This window comes from Microbacterium sp. NPDC056057 (assembly GCF_042266945.1).
Classification (GTDB): Bacteria; Actinomycetota; Actinomycetes; order Actinomycetales; family Microbacteriaceae; genus Microbacterium; species Microbacterium trichothecenolyticum_C.
In genome coordinates this window covers 39,691-55,590 of sequence record NZ_JBHJWS010000001.1, presented here as the reverse complement: position 1 = coordinate 55,590, position 15,900 = coordinate 39,691, and the positions used below count along the sequence as shown (strand labels likewise).

At 70.5% G+C, this 15,900-nt stretch carries 12 protein-coding genes and 3 tRNA genes; 6 read left to right on the top strand and 9 right to left on the bottom strand.

Going from position 1 to position 15,900, the window contains the following annotated elements:
* The first annotated feature begins 7 nt into the window (after positions 1–7).
* Positions 8–1,558 (top strand): glycerophosphodiester phosphodiesterase, encoded by a 1,551-nt coding sequence (locus ACFC1K_RS00270; RefSeq protein WP_375869941.1) that lies wholly within the window; start codon positions 8–10, stop codon positions 1,556–1,558.
* Between the two features lie 243 nt (positions 1,559–1,801).
* Here ACFC1K_RS00270 and ACFC1K_RS00265 read toward each other — a convergent pair whose 3' ends face one another.
* Both ACFC1K_RS00265 and ACFC1K_RS00260 read right to left on the bottom strand, forming a co-directional pair.
* Positions 1,802–3,376: a sugar transferase gene (locus tag ACFC1K_RS00265; protein WP_375869940.1), complete on the bottom strand. Its 1,575-nt coding sequence runs from the start codon at positions 3,374–3,376 to the stop codon at positions 1,802–1,804.
* A 247-nt stretch (positions 3,377–3,623) separates the two neighbouring features.
* Positions 3,624–4,787 (bottom strand): polysaccharide deacetylase family protein, encoded by a 1,164-nt coding sequence (locus ACFC1K_RS00260; RefSeq protein WP_375869939.1) that lies wholly within the window; start codon positions 4,785–4,787, stop codon positions 3,624–3,626.
* 148 nt (positions 4,788–4,935) lie between these two features.
* On the opposite strand from ACFC1K_RS00260, the gene ACFC1K_RS00255 reads away from it, so the two are divergent.
* Positions 4,936–5,295 (top strand): hypothetical protein, encoded by a 360-nt coding sequence (locus ACFC1K_RS00255; protein WP_375869938.1) that lies wholly within the window; start codon positions 4,936–4,938, stop codon positions 5,293–5,295.
* Between the two features lie 88 nt (positions 5,296–5,383).
* On the opposite strand, the gene ACFC1K_RS00250 is transcribed toward ACFC1K_RS00255, so the two are convergent.
* Entirely contained in the window at positions 5,384–7,186 is a 1,803-nt protein-coding gene (locus ACFC1K_RS00250; RefSeq protein WP_375869937.1) for an LVIVD repeat-containing protein, read from the bottom strand.
* A 181-nt stretch (positions 7,187–7,367) separates the two neighbouring features.
* Between ACFC1K_RS00250 and ACFC1K_RS00245 the strand changes: the two genes are divergently transcribed.
* Positions 7,368–8,024, top strand: a complete 657-nt coding sequence (locus tag ACFC1K_RS00245; RefSeq protein WP_375869936.1) for a DUF305 domain-containing protein — start codon at positions 7,368–7,370, stop codon at positions 8,022–8,024.
* A 34-nt stretch (positions 8,025–8,058) separates the two neighbouring features.
* On the top strand, positions 8,059–8,574 hold the full coding sequence (locus ACFC1K_RS00240; RefSeq protein ID WP_375869935.1) for a glycine cleavage system protein R: 516 nt from the start codon (positions 8,059–8,061) through the stop codon (positions 8,572–8,574).
* Between the two features lie 9 nt (positions 8,575–8,583).
* On the opposite strand, the gene ACFC1K_RS00235 is transcribed toward ACFC1K_RS00240, so the two are convergent.
* The 3 genes from ACFC1K_RS00235 to ACFC1K_RS00225 are packed head-to-tail and all read right to left on the bottom strand — an operon-like array spanning position 8,584 to position 13,138.
* Positions 8,584–12,417: an SCO7613 C-terminal domain-containing membrane protein gene (locus tag ACFC1K_RS00235; protein ID WP_375869934.1), complete on the bottom strand. Its 3,834-nt coding sequence runs from the start codon at positions 12,415–12,417 to the stop codon at positions 8,584–8,586.
* A complete protein-coding gene (locus ACFC1K_RS00230) occupies positions 12,414–12,662 on the bottom strand; it encodes a helix-turn-helix domain-containing protein (RefSeq protein WP_375869933.1) in 249 nt (82 codons plus the stop codon). Before ACFC1K_RS00230 ends, ACFC1K_RS00235 begins: the two co-directional genes overlap by 4 nt.
* Positions 12,662–13,138 (bottom strand): DUF2975 domain-containing protein, encoded by a 477-nt coding sequence (locus ACFC1K_RS00225; RefSeq protein ID WP_375869932.1) that lies wholly within the window; start codon positions 13,136–13,138, stop codon positions 12,662–12,664. Before ACFC1K_RS00225 ends, ACFC1K_RS00230 begins: the two co-directional genes overlap by 1 nt.
* A 148-nt stretch (positions 13,139–13,286) precedes the next feature.
* Here ACFC1K_RS00225 and ACFC1K_RS00220 point away from each other — a divergent pair, with 148 nt between their 5' ends.
* Positions 13,287–13,844, top strand: coding sequence for a dihydrofolate reductase family protein (locus ACFC1K_RS00220; RefSeq protein WP_375869931.1), 558 nt, complete (start codon positions 13,287–13,289; stop codon positions 13,842–13,844).
* A gap of 70 nt (positions 13,845–13,914) precedes the next feature.
* Here ACFC1K_RS00220 and ACFC1K_RS00215 read toward each other — a convergent pair.
* The 3 genes from ACFC1K_RS00215 to ACFC1K_RS00205 all read right to left on the bottom strand — a co-directional run bounded on the left by ACFC1K_RS00215 (position 13,915) and on the right by ACFC1K_RS00205 (position 14,231).
* Positions 13,915–13,987: transfer RNA gene (locus ACFC1K_RS00215), tRNA-Phe, on the bottom strand.
* 77 nt (positions 13,988–14,064) lie between these two features.
* Positions 14,065–14,138: transfer RNA gene (locus tag ACFC1K_RS00210), tRNA-Asp, on the bottom strand.
* Between the two features lie 20 nt (positions 14,139–14,158).
* Positions 14,159–14,231: transfer RNA gene (locus ACFC1K_RS00205), tRNA-Glu, on the bottom strand.
* A 219-nt stretch (positions 14,232–14,450) separates the two neighbouring features.
* Here ACFC1K_RS00205 and ACFC1K_RS00200 point away from each other — a divergent pair.
* Positions 14,451–15,860 (top strand): peptidoglycan DD-metalloendopeptidase family protein, encoded by a 1,410-nt coding sequence (locus tag ACFC1K_RS00200; protein ID WP_310292819.1) that lies wholly within the window; start codon positions 14,451–14,453, stop codon positions 15,858–15,860.
* Positions 15,861–15,900: the final 40 nt, after the last annotated feature.

The following is a 15,900-nucleotide window of genomic DNA, read 5'->3' as shown; positions in this document are numbered from 1 at the left end:
ACGGCGGATGCCTCCTCGCGGAGGAGGCATCCGAGACCGACGAGGAAAAGGGGGAGACGCAGTGACACCGACCCCCATCTCGCGTCGCGGCTTCCTCGTCGTGGGGCTGTCCGCCGTGGTCCTCGCGGGCTGCACGGCGCGGCCGGGGCCGCGCGCCACCCCGAACACCGCGCCCTCGAGCCCGTCGCCGTCGCCCAGTCCCACACCGTCGCCCACGCCTTCGCGCCCACCGGCACCGTCCTCCGTCGCCGAGCTCCTCGCGCAGCCGAGGTTCGCCGTCGCCCACCGCGGCAGCGGCGACAACTGGCCTGAGCACACCCTCACGGCGTATCGGAACGCCTCACTCGCCGGCGCCGACGCGGTGGAGATCTCGGTCTGCTCGACGTCCGACGGCGTCCTCATCTGTCATCACGACCTGTCCGCCCAGCGCGTCCTCGGCGTCGACAAAGCGATCGGCGACATGACGTGGAGCGAGGTGAGCGCCCTCGAGGTGGACGCGCGGAGCTGGCTCGGCATCAACACCCCGCTGGAGCCGGTGTCGAGGCTCGACGACGTCCTGCGGGAGCTCGGCCCGGATGTGCTCGTCTTCATCGAGGACAAGCAGGGGACCAACACGATGCCGATCCTCGACATCCTGGATACCCAGGCGCGCTCGACCGAGCGCTTCGTCTGGAAGCAATGGGCGCCTGCAGCGCAAGTGCGCGCTGCCAAGGAGAGGGGCTATCGGGCGTGGGGCTACTTCGACGAGGAGCAGCTCGACCGGCTCGACGAGTTCGCGGCGACATTCGACATCCTCGGCGTGCCCACCTCGTCTTCGGATGAGCTCATCCGGAAGGTGGTCGGCACGGGCGTTCCAGTGATGTGCTGGGAGGTGCGCTTCCACGATGAGGTCGAGCGGCTCGCCGGCCTCGGCATCAAGGGGATCATGTGCTCCAATGTCGCCTACCTCATCGACGGGAGGCCCGCGGATCGTGACGCCTTCGCGAGCGGCCGGAGAGCGCCCGGGGATCTGCCTTCGGGGATCGACACCCTCGGCTGGTCCTCGCAGCCCACCTTCGTCCCGTCGAGGAAGTCCCTACGCATTCAGGGCACGGAGGCGACCAGTTACCTGATGGGTTCGCTCGCCGCCGCGTCCAGACGGCTCCACCGTCTGGACGTGACCATCGCGTGGCCGGAGGCCATCCCGCCGAAAGGGGCCGTGGGCGTGATGTTCGCGTTGACCGGCGACGCGCCGGGGGGACAGGGCCGGCGGGGCGACGCTACCGGCTTTCAGCTGACGCTGGGCGTCGACGGCGCGATCCAGATCGCTCCGTACGAGGAGGGGGTCACGGGCGATGCGGCTGCCTCAGGCGCCGTGGACGCGCCCGCCGCAGGTACCGCCGTGCACCTCCGGATCGACGTCGGTGACGATGAGATCCGCATGACCGCGGGCGACGGCGACCCGATCGTCGCACCGCTCGCAGCCTCGGCCCAGCGAGGACCATGGCTCCGCCTGTTCAAGGACTACAAGACGGAACAGGCCGTCGAATTCTCCGACGTGCGAGTCGTCTGGGCGTAGGCGGGGCGAGGGATCCGGAGGCGTCGGCCCTCAAGAACTTCCCGCACATATTCCGGTGCGGGAATGAATCCCCCGCGCGGATGTCCCAGGGACCCGCGGCCACGCCCGTTTGGGGGGACGGGCCCACCGTTGCGCATCAAGCGCGGGTTCGCACCCGGCGAAGAGCGACCGGTGTGTGACCGCGGATCCGGTTCTTGGCGGCCGGCGACGCCGTTGTCGCCGGCCAAGTCTTGTGAAGGGACATCAGTAAGCCCCCTTGGGGGCGATCATGACGTGCGCGGTGCGCCACATGATCATCAGGTCGGTCGCGATCGACCAGTTCTCGACGTAGCGCAGGTCGAGCCGGACGCTGTCGGCCCACGTCAGGTCGCTGCGTCCGCTGATCTGCCAGAGTCCGGTGATGCCGGGTTTGATGTACAGGCGGCGAGAGACGGTGCCGTCGTACGACGTCACCTCCGACGGAAGCGGCGGGCGCGGTCCGACGATGCTCATATCGCCGCGCAGCACGTTCACGAACTGCGGCAGCTCGTCGATGGAGAACCGTCGCAGTACGGCGCCCACGCGCGTGACGCGTGGGTCGCTCTTCACTTTGAAGAGAGGGCCGGCGCCCTCATCGTCGGCGAGCAGCTCGGCACGCCGCAACTCGGCATCGGCCACCATCGTGCGGAACTTCCACATCCAGAACTGCCGGCCGTCGCGCCCCACGCGCAACTGGTGGAACAGCACGGGCCCTCGCGAGTCGAGCTTGATCGCGATCGCGACGAACGGTGCGATGATCGCGATCGGCACGAGCGCGATCAGCGACAGCACGACATCCATGCCGCGCTTGATGGCGTGGACACCCCCTTCGAACTCGGGGATCTTGACCTGCACGAGAGGAAGTCCGTCGAGGGGCCGAAGTGACAGGCGGGGCCCGGCCACGTCCGTGAGCCGGTTGCACAGCACGAGCTCGGCCGCGCTGCCCTCCAGCTCCCACCCCAGCCGCCGCACGAAATCGCGGTCGTTCTCGGGCGTGCTGGCGACGACGATGGCGTCCGCGCCGGCCGCGCGTCCGTATGCCGCGGTCAGGCGGATCGACCCGATCACCGGGTAGTGCTGGTCCTCGATGTCGATCGGGTCGAACACCCCGTCCGTCGTCGTCGCGCCGATGACCATGTACGCGTGATGGGGGTCGTGGGTGAGCTTGTCGATGACGTACTCCACATCGTCGCGGGTACCCGCGACGATGACGCGCGAGACGCATTCGCCCCGCTCGCGCTCGTGGATCAGCCACTTGCGCCACAATCGGCGGCTGAGCACGAGGGCGACGAGCCCGCAGGGCAGCGCGACGATGAGCTGGGCGCGGAGTCCCGGCAGCTGGGCGAGGATGAACACCGTCGACAGGATGCCGAAGGCGAAGCCCGTGGCATGCCCGATTCGCATGTATTCGGCCGCTCCCGCACCGAGTACGGAAGGCTCGCGAGTGCGGGCGAGCCAGAGCAGGATCATCCAGGCGCAGACGACGAAGGCTCCGATACGTGCCGGCTCGATGAGCGCGGCGAGGGGCACGACCTCGCGTGTCTCGAAGACCATCGCGGCTATGGCCGCAGCGGTGACGCACGCCGCATCGGTCGCGACCAACCGTCGCCGGTAGCGCCGCTCCCAGAGATGGCGGCGCTCCAGCGACGGCTGTACGCGAGGGGCGATCGCGTCGGGAAGCGCGTCGAGAATCGGGCGCGTCAGGGGTGGACGTCGGAGGAGCGTTCGGGTCACTCCTCCGGCGCCCGTGGGCGCCGCGTTGATCGCGGTCGGCTTCAGACCGCGGTCCACCGCGCGCACAACGACGCGTCCTTAGCAGACATGTACTTCCCCGTCGGACGGCACGACGACATCGTCGTGCAGGCCAACCCCAGTGCGCAGACCCGGCCGGGTTGTCGGGTCGAGAGGAACGTTGGTTTCGGGTACCGCGCCCCCCTGCGCGATGTAAATGTACTGCGGCGACGGCCTGACCGGAAGAGTTTTCCTCGGAAAACTTGACACACCTTAAGGGAAACCGGTATTGGGCCTCAGGTGTGGTGTGCGGGCGTCAACCGATGAGGTTGATCAGCGCGTCCAGTCCCATGCCGTAGTTGATACGCACCGTCGGCAGCGCGAGCTTGTCGGTGCCGATCGTGACGTAGCCGGGCTCGATGGTGCGGGCCATCTCCCAGCCGGCCTGGCGCAGCCCCTCTTTCGCGGTGTCGTTGTAGTGCCCGAACGGGTACGCCATGATCTCCTTGACCCCGAGCACGCCGTACGACGCCTCCATGTCGGCGACGATCTCCGGCACGGAGAGGTTCGTGATGAGCCCGTCGCCGTTCGCGCCCGCGCGGTGCATGTCGTGCGTGTGCGAGCGTCGCAGCACGTAGACGTTCGGCGGCGGATCCTGCCGGTAGGCCGTAATCATGAACGAGGTCGTGAGCACCTTGTACTTGTCCACCACCGGCGCCGCGAGGTCGAACCAGGTCTGATCGGCATCGTCGTCGGTGACGATCACCGAGTGGTTCGGCAGGAAGAGGCGGCCGTCGATGAAGGCCGACAGCTCGTCCCACGTCGGCAGATAGAAGCCCGTCGTCGCGATGTGGTTCATGTGCGCGTCGAAGTCGCCGATGTAGGCGTAGTTCCCGCGCAGCCAGCCGCTCTCGCCCTGGGGGTTCGCGGTGAACTGGTGGTACATCAGGATCGGGATGCGGGCGTTCTCGGCCGCGTTCTGCTCGGGACTCATCCACGCGCCGTGCAGCGTCACGCGCTGATCGGCGCACACGACGGGTTCGGAGCCGTTGACGCGTCCGGGGATCGCGAAGGCCGCGGCATCCGCCGGCGTCGCGTACCAGCCCGCGAACACGAGCCCGTCGCGTGACGGGATCGGCAAGCCTGCGTACAGTGCGCCCTGCGTCTGCAGCATGGGCGCGTCGGCGATGCCGTCGCCGGTGAAGCTCACCGCGCATGCCGCCGGGTCGGTGGTGGAGGCGAGCAGCTGCTCTTCCGGCGTCAGCGGCGTCGGCGAGGGCGTGGGCGCAGCCGACGCGCTCGGGGCGGGTGCGGCATCCGTCTCCTGGTCGTCGGCGCCCGCGCGTGCGAATCCGATCGCCGCGACCGTTCCGCCGATCACGGCGAGCAGCACGACAACGCCCGCAATGCCTGCGAACAGGCGCCGGCGACGCACCCGCGCCGACGGCCGTCGGGCGGGAGGTGTGCCGAAGGTGGCCATACGACTCCCCGCGTCCGGACCGCGCATCCCCACGTGCGATCTCTGAAGGGGATGCTACCCGGATGCTGCGGCCGACAGCCCGACCACGGCGCGGGTTGTGGATGATCCGCGTCGCTTGTCGGCGTCGGTGTCGGTACGCTCGTTTCCCATGCTGCCTGCGGACTGGCTCGAACACCGCCGCGCCGACGGCGAGATCCTGGGATGGATGCTGGCCTCCGGCGACGGCTTCCGCGTCTTCGACCTGCTCGGCCGCGAGCGCACACCCGACGGCGACCTCGAGTGGCTCGCCGCCGAGGAGCTGCTCGAAGAGCTCGGCATCGGCTATCTCGCCGACCGATGGACCCTTCGCCTCGCGGACGGCACCGAGCGACCGGTGCGGATCGCCGAGGCGAGCGTCCGCGGCGTCACGGTCGTCGCGGACGAGTATGGCGCGGCATCCGCGGTCGGCGCCGATCCCGAGCGCTTCCGGCTGCCGTTCCCGGTGACTTCAGAGCTCGTCCCGCGCTGAGACCGGCGCCGCACACCGAGGCGTCCCTGACGACCGGTGCCCGACGGTCCGAAGACCGCCGGGCACCGGGACTGCGATCGGCGTCGTGTCAGCTGTACAGCGCCCTCAGGGCGGCGATCGACTCGGCCACGTCGGAGCCGGGCGCGGCGCCAGACTTGCGAGCGGCGTTGTCGAGCTGCGCGGCGACCGCGCGGTTCGCGCTGCCGTCGCCCGAGAGCACCTCGGCCTCCGCCAGGTGTTTGCGCACCTGCTGGATCGCCTTCGGTGTCAGCGACCCGGCGCGCTCCGCCTGATCGACGTACGCCCCGACCACCGCGAAGCTCGGTGCGTGCTCGAGCCTCGTCTGCAGCTGGGCGTTGAACTCGGCCTGGTGGATCTCTCCGGCGGCCTCGATCTCGTTGGCCGACATCCACTGGCTCGGCGTGAGCCCGAGCGTCTCGAAGCCGCGCGCGATCTCACTGCCGAGGACGTTGCCGTTGTACCAGTACGTCGACCAGTACCCGCCCAGGTTGAGCCCGTTGGGGTTCGGCGTGTTGATCGGGCCCCGGTCGAGATACGCGATCTCCTTCGGGTTCTTGGTGTCGGTGAAGTCGATCACCGACAGCCCGCCCTGGTACCAGGCCTGCACCATGACGTCACGACCGGGCACCGGCACGATCGACCCGTTGTGGGCGACGCAGTTCTCCTGCGCCGTCTGCACCGCGGGCAGCTTGTAGTAGCTCGCGAACTGCAGCTTGCCGCCCACGATGTCGAACAGGGCGTCCGCGCCCCACTCGGGCTTGTCCGTCGCGCGGCAGCGGGCCGACGTGCCGCCGCCCCACTCGTCGGTGAAGATCACCTTCGTGCCGTCGTTGTTGAACGTCGCCGAGTGCCAGTACGAGAAGTTCGGGTCGGAGACCGCGTCCAGTCGCACCGGGTTCGCCGGGTCGGAGATGTCGAGCAGGATGCCGTTGCCCTGGCAGGCGCCGGCGGCCAGGCCGATCTCGGGGTACGCCGTGATGTCATGACACGTGTTGGTGTTGGGCACCGGGCTGTACGCAGCGCCCGACGGGTGCAGCGTGCCCTGGAGGGTGTTCTGCAGGCCGTTGTAGGCGCCCGTCGCAGGATCGGTGAAGATGCGCGGCTGGCTCACGACCGCCGCCGTCCCGGGTGCCGCCAGCGGCACCTTGATGACGTCGATGCGCCACTGCGTGGGGTTGCCGGTGGTGACCGGGTTCTGGGTGTTCGACGAGACGTTCTCGCAGCCGGCGAGCTCCGCGGCCGGGCGGACGCCCGACGTCCCCGAGTTGTAGATGTATATGTTCGCCGGGTCGTCGGGGTCGGTCACCAGGGTGTGCGTGTGCGAGCCGCGGCACGTCTGCACGCCGGACAGCTGCACCGGGTGGTCGATGTCGGTGATGTCGAAGATGCGCACGCCGCGGAACCGCTCGAGGTTCACGGCACCGCTGGCGCCCTGAGTGCCGCAGTCGATGCGGCCGCGTGTCTCCTCGACCGACATGAACAGGAGGTTCCCGTACACCGAGACGTCGCCCTGGCCTCCCGGACACACGAACGACGCGCGCAGCGTGGGAGCCGCAGGATCCGACACGTCGTACACCTGGAAGCCGTTGAAGTTGCCGACGATGGCGTTGTCGCCGCTGAAGGCGAGGTCGGAGTTGACGAAGCCGAAGTTGCCGGGAGGGGCGTCGAACGGCGCGACGCGCGGGAGGCTCGCGAGCAGCTCGATGTTGCTCGTGATCTCTGGGACATCGAGGTAGCCGGGAGGGGCGCCCTCGCGGGGGTCGCTCTCGGCGGATGCGGCGGTGGCGGTCAGCACCGACATACCGAGCAGGAGGGCTCCTGCTGCGGCGAGCGTGCGTCTGCGCCATCGCGCGGATCGGGAGTTCTTCATCGGACGTGCCCCTCTCACTGCGCTGAAAACGGATGCCTCCGGCAGGAGCCCGCGCACGACAGCGTGCCCGAACCAGGCCCTGGGGGAGGCCGATGCTCGGAATCTATCGGTCTTCTATGTCTCCTGGCTAGGATCGATTCGGGCACTTCAGTTCCCGTCATCGGTGTCGGAGGAGCGTTCTGTGACCCCAGTCGTCGCTCGGGTGAGCGTTGTGCTCGTCATCGCGCTCGCGCTCACCGGATGCACCGCGACGCCGCCCGAACCTCGCCCGACCTCGACTGCCCCCGTCGTCCAGCTGGGCGCGCCCGGCGAGGATGGCCGTACGCTCGCGCCGGGCGAGGAGCTCGAGGTCACGCCGGAAGCGCACACCCAGACGGACGTCGTCTTCGTGCGCGACATGCTGCACCACCACGCACAGGCGCTGGAGATGACGGGGTACGTCGAGGACCGCACCTCTGACCGCGACATCCGTCTCCTCGCGGAGCGCATGCGGATCAGCCAGGAAGACGAGATGGTCCAGCTCGAGACGTGGCTGCAGAACCGCGGCGAGCCGGTGAGGGATCCGGATGCTGCGCACGACGAGCACACGCTCATGCCCGGGATGCTGACCCCCGAGCAGATGGAGGCGCTCGAGGCCGCCGAGGGGGAGGACTTCGACACGCTGTTCCTGCAGTCGATGATCCAGCACCATCAGGGTGCGCTCGTGATGATCACGGAGCTCTTCGGCAGCGCCGACGGTGCGGAGGCGGAGCTCGCGCAGCTCGCCAACCACTTCGACTCCGACCAGCGCATCGAGATCTCGCGCATGACCTCGATGCTCGCCGAGCGATCCGGCTGACCCCGCGGGACGCCCCATGGGTACGCTGTGAGCCATGACGATCCTCGTGCTCACGCTTGTCGGAGGCGATCGGGCCGGTCTCGTCGCGGCCGTCGCCGATGTGGTCGACCGCCACGGCGGGAACTGGGAGAACAGCCAGCTCGCCGAGCTGTCGGGGGTGTTCGCCGGGGTCGTCGAGGTCTCCGTCCTCCCGGCGCGCGCGGACGAGCTCCGGGAGTCGCTGTCGGTGCTCGACGGGCTGCTGTCCGTCACGGTCAGCACCGGCTCCGAGCCCTCCGCGGAGGCAGCCGCCATGCGTCCGCTCACCCTCCAGGTGATCGGCAACGACCATCCGGGCATCGTCAGGGAGATGACGACGGTCCTGCGCTCCCACGACATCAGCATCGACCGCATGACCACCGAGACGCGTGAGGCGGCCATGTACGGCGGTCGGCTCTTCGAGGCGACGGTGACGGCCCGGATCCCGGCATCCGTCGATCTCGCCGCCCTCACCCAGGAGCTCGAGCGGCTCGCGACCGAGATACAGGTCGACGTCACCTTCGGGTCCTGAGCCGCCCGATCAGGCGAGGTCGCGCAGCCGCGCCGCGAGCCCGGTGCCGTCGCCGGCCCTCCGTTCGTAGCCGACCGCGATGATGAGCAGCACCGCTCCCACCACCGACAGTGTGATCCACCACGGCATCGCTTCGATGCCCCGGCCGATCTGCACCATGAACGCCAGCACGTTCTCGACCGGCAGCACGACGATCCCGATGAGGAACGGCGCCGCGAGGCGCCGGGTGGCGCCCACCAGGATCGCGACCAGTGCGATCGCCATCACGAGGATCGCGCGCCACGTGCGCGGGTCGGTGTAGGTCGCCGCGACCGACGCGCTCAGCATCGTCACGAGCCCGGGTGCGAGGAGCGGCCACGACCCGGTCCAGCCGGCGGGCCACGCCTCGAACGACCGCGGGGGCGCGAACGGTGCCGGCCGGCGCAGCGCGAGCGCCCCGGCCGTGAGGACGAAGAGCCCGAGCGGCAGCGAGAACCACTCGACGCGCAGGTCGCGAGGACTCCACGCGACCACCGCGGTCGTGAACGACACCGCGAACAGGAACCACACCGGTGGCAGCGCGGTCGGCGCGCGAAGGCCGCGCGCGGCGACGGCCACCATGAGCGTGAGCAGCGCCAGCAGCAGCGCCCACATCGTCCAGATGACGAACCAGTCCCGCTCGATCGCCGGCCACGCCGCGACCCCGAGGATCAGCACGGCGGGGGCGCCGAGCCAGCGCGTCCGGGAGAGCGGCGTCTCCGGCGTCGCCCCGACGTGGAGCAATCGTCCGGCGCTCGCCGCTGCCCCGGCGCCGACGAGTCCGAACGCGAGCGCCGCGACGATGAGCGGGTCCGTGGGTGCGGCGTCGAGCCCCGTACCCCACCGCATTCCCTGCACCGCCGCGGCAGCGGCCGCGGCGATCGCGACCGCGAGCGTCGGCGCGCGCAGCAGTCGCAGGCGGCGCACACGTGGCGCGGACACGCGGGACACGATGACGGATGCTGCCACCAACGCCCACGATGCGCCCACGAGCGCGTATGCCCGGGCGGGAAAGCCGGCGTCGATCGCGAGGGCCGCCATCGCCGCATCCGTGCCGTCCAGCGCGAGCGCGATCAGCACGGGGACCACCGCGACGGCGAGGCCCACGGAGTACAGGCCGACCGCCGGACGCCCGCGCGCGGTCAGCCAGGCAGCGACGATCGCGATGCCCAGGGCGGGCGGCAGCAGGTACGGCTCGAGGCCCGTGACGCCGACGATGCCCCACGCGCTCCACAGGGCGCCCGTGAATGCCGCGCCGGCGAGCGGCCACGCGTAGCGGCGCGGCGAGAAGAGGGCGGTCGCGACGAACCCGATGCCCAGGATCACGAGCACGAGCAGCGTGGTCGGCAGCCCCGCCGACGGGCGAACCAGTGAAAGCCCGACGGCGATCACCGCCGTGAGGAGAGCGGATGCCTCGACCGCGAGCCCGGCGGCTCGCACGTGTGCCGCCGGCAGGCGTCGCGAGAGCGCGGCGGCGAGGAGGTCCGCCGACGCCAGCACGCCGGCGACGACCGCCGCGATGACGGGGAGCACGATCGGCGAGCCGCTCATCGGCAGCAGCTGCGCGCCGAGGCACACCGCGACCACCGCGACGGCGGGCACGAGGGTCGCGGCGGCGAGCGTGCGCACGACGACGCCGAGCCCGGGTCGCGTCGTCGTGACGAGTGTCAGCGCGAGGCAGAAGATCACCGCGGTCGACAAGGCGGTCCAGCCGCTGCGCTCGAACACCACCTGCAGGACGCCGATGGCGAAGGGCACGGCCGTCACGACGAGCACGGCATACCACTCGCGCGACGGAACCCGCCGGGCGAACGTGACCGAGATGGCGACCGCGCCGGCGGCACAGGTGGTGAGGCAGACCACCACGAGCGGGTCGGCGCCCGCACGGGCGAGCGCCGTCGCGAGCACCACCAGCGCGTAAGCGAATCCGACTCCCACGTGCACGAACCGCGCCGCACGCGGGACCGTGAGCGCGAGCACGCCGAGGGTGGCGACGACGGCGGCGCCCGCCCACACCGTGAGGTCGTCGTCGCGCCACGACAGCACCGCGGCGAAGGCGACGGCCGCGTGCGCACCCACCACGAGCGGCATGCGGACGGCGGCCGAGGCATCCCGCAGCCGCGTCGTCGACACGGCACCGGTGACAACAGCGGCGACGAGCCCGATCGCGATGCGCGCCCACACCTCGGGGTCCGGCAGCGCGAGCACCGTCAGGAACGCGAGCACCGCGTACCACGCGCCGAGGAATCCGAGCCACCGGGTCCCGATGGCCGGCGGCCGCCACGACTCGAGCGGGTCGGCTTCGGCGTCCGGGATTCGGGGCGCATCGGGTGCGCTCGGGGCGTACGGCGCGCGCCCCGAAGGCACGGCGTCCGCCCCGAACCCGGGGGCAAGGGGGACGGATGCCTCGTCCCCGACCGCACCGGCGAGTGCGACGCCGTGCGGGGTCGTGATCGCCGCGAACGACGCGAGCGACAAGGCCAGGGCAGCCAGCCCCACCGTGAGCGCGAGCCCGGTTGCCGACGGGAGGGCGGTGCTCGGGCTGGCGATGACACCCGCCAGCGTCAGGAAGGCGGTGAGCGTCGGGATCGCGGCGACGGCCGCGACGACCGCGACGGCTCCGGCGAAGAAGGCACCGCGCGCGACCACGCGATGCAGGGGGCTGAGCGCACCCGCGACGACGAGCCCGAGGCCGGCGGCGACGGGGAACGCCGCAAGCCAGTTGCCGAGACCCGCCGCGGTGAGGGGCAGCACCGCCGCGGCAGCCACGATCGCCGCACCGGCGACACCGCTCCACAGCGCTCCCGCGAGGTGCCGGGAGGATGCCGCGGCCAGGGCGGCGATCGCGACCAAGGCCGCGCTCGCGAGGTACGCGGGGGAGACGCCGGTGGAGGCATCCGTTCCCCGCACCGTCACGAGCGCGGCGGCCACGAAGCCGAACTGGACCACGGTGAGGGTCACGACTTCCGCGGTGAGCGGGCGGGCGAAGCCGGCCGACCCGCGGGACGCGAAGGCGACCAGGGCGCTCGCCGCGGCGGCGGAGGCCAGGCAGCCGGCTGTCGTCGCGAGCGCCGAAGGGGTCGCGAGGCCGAGCATCAGCGGGACGAAGGCCAGAGCCACGAGACCGCTCCAGAGCCACGCGCGGATGCCGGCACGCGGGGCGAGCCCGGCGAGGGCGCCGCCGGCGACCAGCGTCGTCAGAGCGGTGAAGATCCATCCGTCCAGGCCGGACGGAAGCAGCGCGAGCGCGGTCGCGATGGTGAGGGCCAGGAACACCACGCCGAGGGCGCCGATCGCCTCGGCGGAGAAGCGCAGGCCGCGGCGCGCGAGGAACGCCGATCCGCCGAGGAACGCCGCGGCGATGGCTCCGATGATCGCCGCGCGCGGCAGCGGATCGGCGAGGTCGGGGTTGAAGAACGTGAACACCACCGCGGCCACCGCGACGAGCCCGGCTCCCGCGACCGCGAGCACGGATTGCACGGTCGCGGAAGGTCCCGCCGCCGGCGAGGGTGTCGCCGACGGAGCCGGAGGGTGGTGGGCGACGACGGGTTCCGCAGCGACGGCGGCGCTCGGTGCCTCGACCGGGACGATCGGCACGCGCTCGAGCGCGAGCTGTCGCGCTGTGAGCGCATCGACGGCGTCCTGCGACGCCGCCCACAGATCGCGGCCGATCGCGCCGCGGAAGTCCGCGCCGCAGGCGGGGCAGCGCCGCTCGGCGACGATGCCCGAGCCGCACACCGCGCAGCGCACGACGTCGAGCAGCTCGGCGATCGCCGTCGAGCTCCACGCCGGCGCCGTTCTGCCCCCCGCGGTCGCTGCGGTCATGCCTCGCCCTCCGCCGCCGCGGCGATCGCGGCAGGGTGGTCGTCGGGCACCCACTCGAGGATGTCGCCGGGCTGGCATTCGAGCACCCGGCAGATCGCGTCGAGCGTCGTGAAACGCACCGCCTTCGCGCGGCCGTTCTTGAGCACCGAGACGTTCGCAGGGGTGATGTCGATCGCGGCGGCGAAGTCGGTGACCGACATCTTCTTCTTCGCCAGCTGCACGTCCAGGTTGATGATGATCGGCATCACACCACCTCCGAGAGGTCGCGCTCGAGCTGCGAGGCCTTCCGCAGCAGGCCCCGGAGCACCACGATCAGGAGCGACAGGCCGGCGCCGACCACGACGCCGAGCAGCAGGAGCAGGGTGATGGACGGCGTCATGAATCCCGTGAGGCTCAGTGCGATGAGCGCGACGAGCACGAGGAACGTCGCGAACGCGACCGCGGCCAGGCTGACGTCGACGTCGGGGAACGCGCTCTCGCTGAAGATGCTGTCTTCGCGGACGAGCGACAGCAGGCGCCACACGCACACGAGCACCACCTGCACGCACAGGAGGAAGAGGATGCCGACGATCGTGCCCGGGACCTCGAAGTACGAGATCTCGGAGTAGCGCACCGCCGACTGCGCGGCGACGGCCGGGACCACGAACACCTGGCAGCACAGCAGCAGCGCGAGCAGCGCCGCGATGAGGACTTTCAGGACGACGATCGTGGTGCGTTGCATGCCAACCTGCCTATCGATAAACGGTATGTACCTATCGAGAAACAATAGCCGTAGCATCCGTCCCGACCGCAAGTGGTCGTTGCTGACGATTCGCTGGCAACGCGAAGACGCTGGCCCGCGAACGGCGTGCCGAGTAGCGTGCCGACGCATGGGCTCGCTCATCTACTTCAACTCCGCCTCGCTCGACGGCTACATCGCCGGTCCGGACGGCCGCTGGGACTGGGCCACGCCCGACGCCGAGGTGCACTCGTTCGTCAACGAGCTCTTCGCCCCTGCGAAGACGCACCTCTACGGGCGTCGGGTCTACGAGGTGATGAAGGCGTGGGAAGACTTCCCTCTCGACGACCTTCCGCCGGCGGAGCGCGAGTTCGCGCTGCAGTGGCGCGACCTCGACAAGGTGGTGTACTCGTCGACCCTCGACTCCGTCACGACCCGCCGCACCGAGGTGCGCAGGTCCTTCGAGCCCGACGAGGTGAGACGGATGATGGATGCCTCCGCCACCCCGATCGCGATCGGCGGCGGTCGGCTCGCCTCGGTTGCCGCTCGCGCCGGCGTGCTCGACGAGGTGCACGTCGTGATCGCGCCTGCGATCGTCGGGGGCGGCATCCGCTTCCTCGACGAGGGGCTGCGTCTCGACCTGGAACTCATCGACGAGCGCCGCTTCGCGAACGGGTCGGTGTATCTCGGCTACCGCGTCAGGCGCTGAAGAAAGACGAAACCCCCGCGATGTAGAAGCTACGCGGGGGTTCCTGGGGTGACTGTAACGATCACCCTTGTGGCTCCGACCGGCATCGATCCGGTGACCTTTCGATTTTCAGTCGAACGCTCTACCAACTGAGCTACAGAGCCGCACGGCATCTCTCATACAAGACCTGCCGCGTCCTAGACGAAAGGCCCTCTTCGAAAAAAGGGCCCGTCGCTCGGAGCGACCCTGACGGGACTTGAACCCGCGACCTCCGCCGTGACAGGGCGGCACGCTAACCAACTGCGCTACAGGGCCATGCTTGTTTAATTGTGGAGTGACCCCAACGGGATTCGAACCCGTGCTACCGCCGTGAAAGGGCGGCGTCCTAGGCCGCTAAACGATGGGGCCGGGTGAACCTTTGGGGCTCACTGCCGAGGACCAAGCATACGTAACTCCTCGCGAAAACGCGAATCGAGCGCGCGCCGCCCTTGTGCAACGCGTTCGCGAGGCGCACACTGACCGGGTGACCGCTTCCCGAGGCGGCGGTCGCCGTGCACCTCTGGGGGGTTGCACATGTTACTGATGTTGCTAGTGTGAAACGAGTTGACGCCGTGAGGGAGGGATCCGGTGCAGCCCGAAAACGTCACTGATCAGGCCGCGTCCGACGACGCCTCCGTGGACTGCGGGTGCGCGCCGTCCGCTCGCGAGCAGCGGCGGCTGTGGCCCTCGATGAACCGGCGCACCGCGCTCGGGCTCGGAATCCTCGGCGTCGCCGCGCTCGGCGCAGCCGGCGGAACGCTCGGTCCGCTCGTCGCCCCGGCATTCGCCGCCGACTACCCGTCGTGGGACGACGTCGTCGCCGCGAAGAACAACGAGGCGGCCAAGGCCGCCGAGATCACCAAGATCCAAGAGCTCATCGCCGGGCTCGAAGCCGACGTCGCCGCGAAGCAGCAGGTCGCGCAGCAGATGGCCGACGAGTTCTACGTCGCGCAGCAGGCGTACTTCGACGCCGCGCTCCGCGCCGACCAGCTGCAGCAGCAGGCCGACGAGCAGGCCGCCGCCGCGATCGACGCGGCGAACAAGGCCGGCCGCGTCGCGGCGCAGTTGTACCGCAACGGCGGCGACGACACGTCCCTCGAGCTGTTCTTCGCGGGGTCGGCTGCCGGTGCCGACGACCTGCTGGCACGTCTGGGCACGATGGACAAGCTCGTCCAGCGCAACCAGGACGTGTACGCCCAGGCCGTCACCGCCCGCGACTCCGCGCAGAGCCTCAGCGACCAGGCGGGTGTGCAGCGCGCGGAGCGCGACCGGCTGCAGAAGATCGCCGAAGAGAAGATGGTCGCCGCGCAGAAGGCCGCCGACGAGGCGCAGGCCGCCCTCGACGCGCAGAACGCCAAGCGCGGCGAGCTCGAGGCGCAGCTCGCAGCCCTGCAGGACGCCACGGCGAAGACCGTCGCGGACTACCAGGAGGGTGAGCGCGTCCGCGCCGCGGCGGCTGCCGCGGCCGCTGCGGCGGCTGCAGCCGCCGCGAAGGCAGAGGCCGACCGCCTCGCCCAGCAGAACCAGGGCGGCGGAGGCGGCGGAGGTGGCGGCAGCGGCGGCGGTGGAGCCGTCGTCGGCTCCGGCTGGGCCCGTCCGTCATCCGGCTGGCGCAGCTCCGGCTACGGCCCGCGTACCGTGCAGTGCGGCAACAGCTACTGCTCCAGCGGCTTCCACTACGGTGTCGATCTCGCCGCGGGCTGTGGCTCCGGCATCTACGCCGCGTCGGCCGGACGCGTCGTGTACGCCGGCTGGAACGGCGGCTACGGCAACTACGTCAAGATCGACCACGGCGGCGGCATCGGCTCGGGCTACGGCCACATCCGAAACGGCGGCATCTTCGTGGGCGTCGGGCAGTGGGTCAACGCCGGCCAGCTCATTGCGAGCGAGGGCAACACCGGCAACTCGTTCGGCTGCCACGTGCACTTCGAGACGTACGTGAACGGCTCCCCGGTCAACCCGATCTACTTCATGGCCGATCGCGGCATCTCGGTCTGACCCGCATCCACTCCGGAAACGACGAGAACCGGATGCCGAG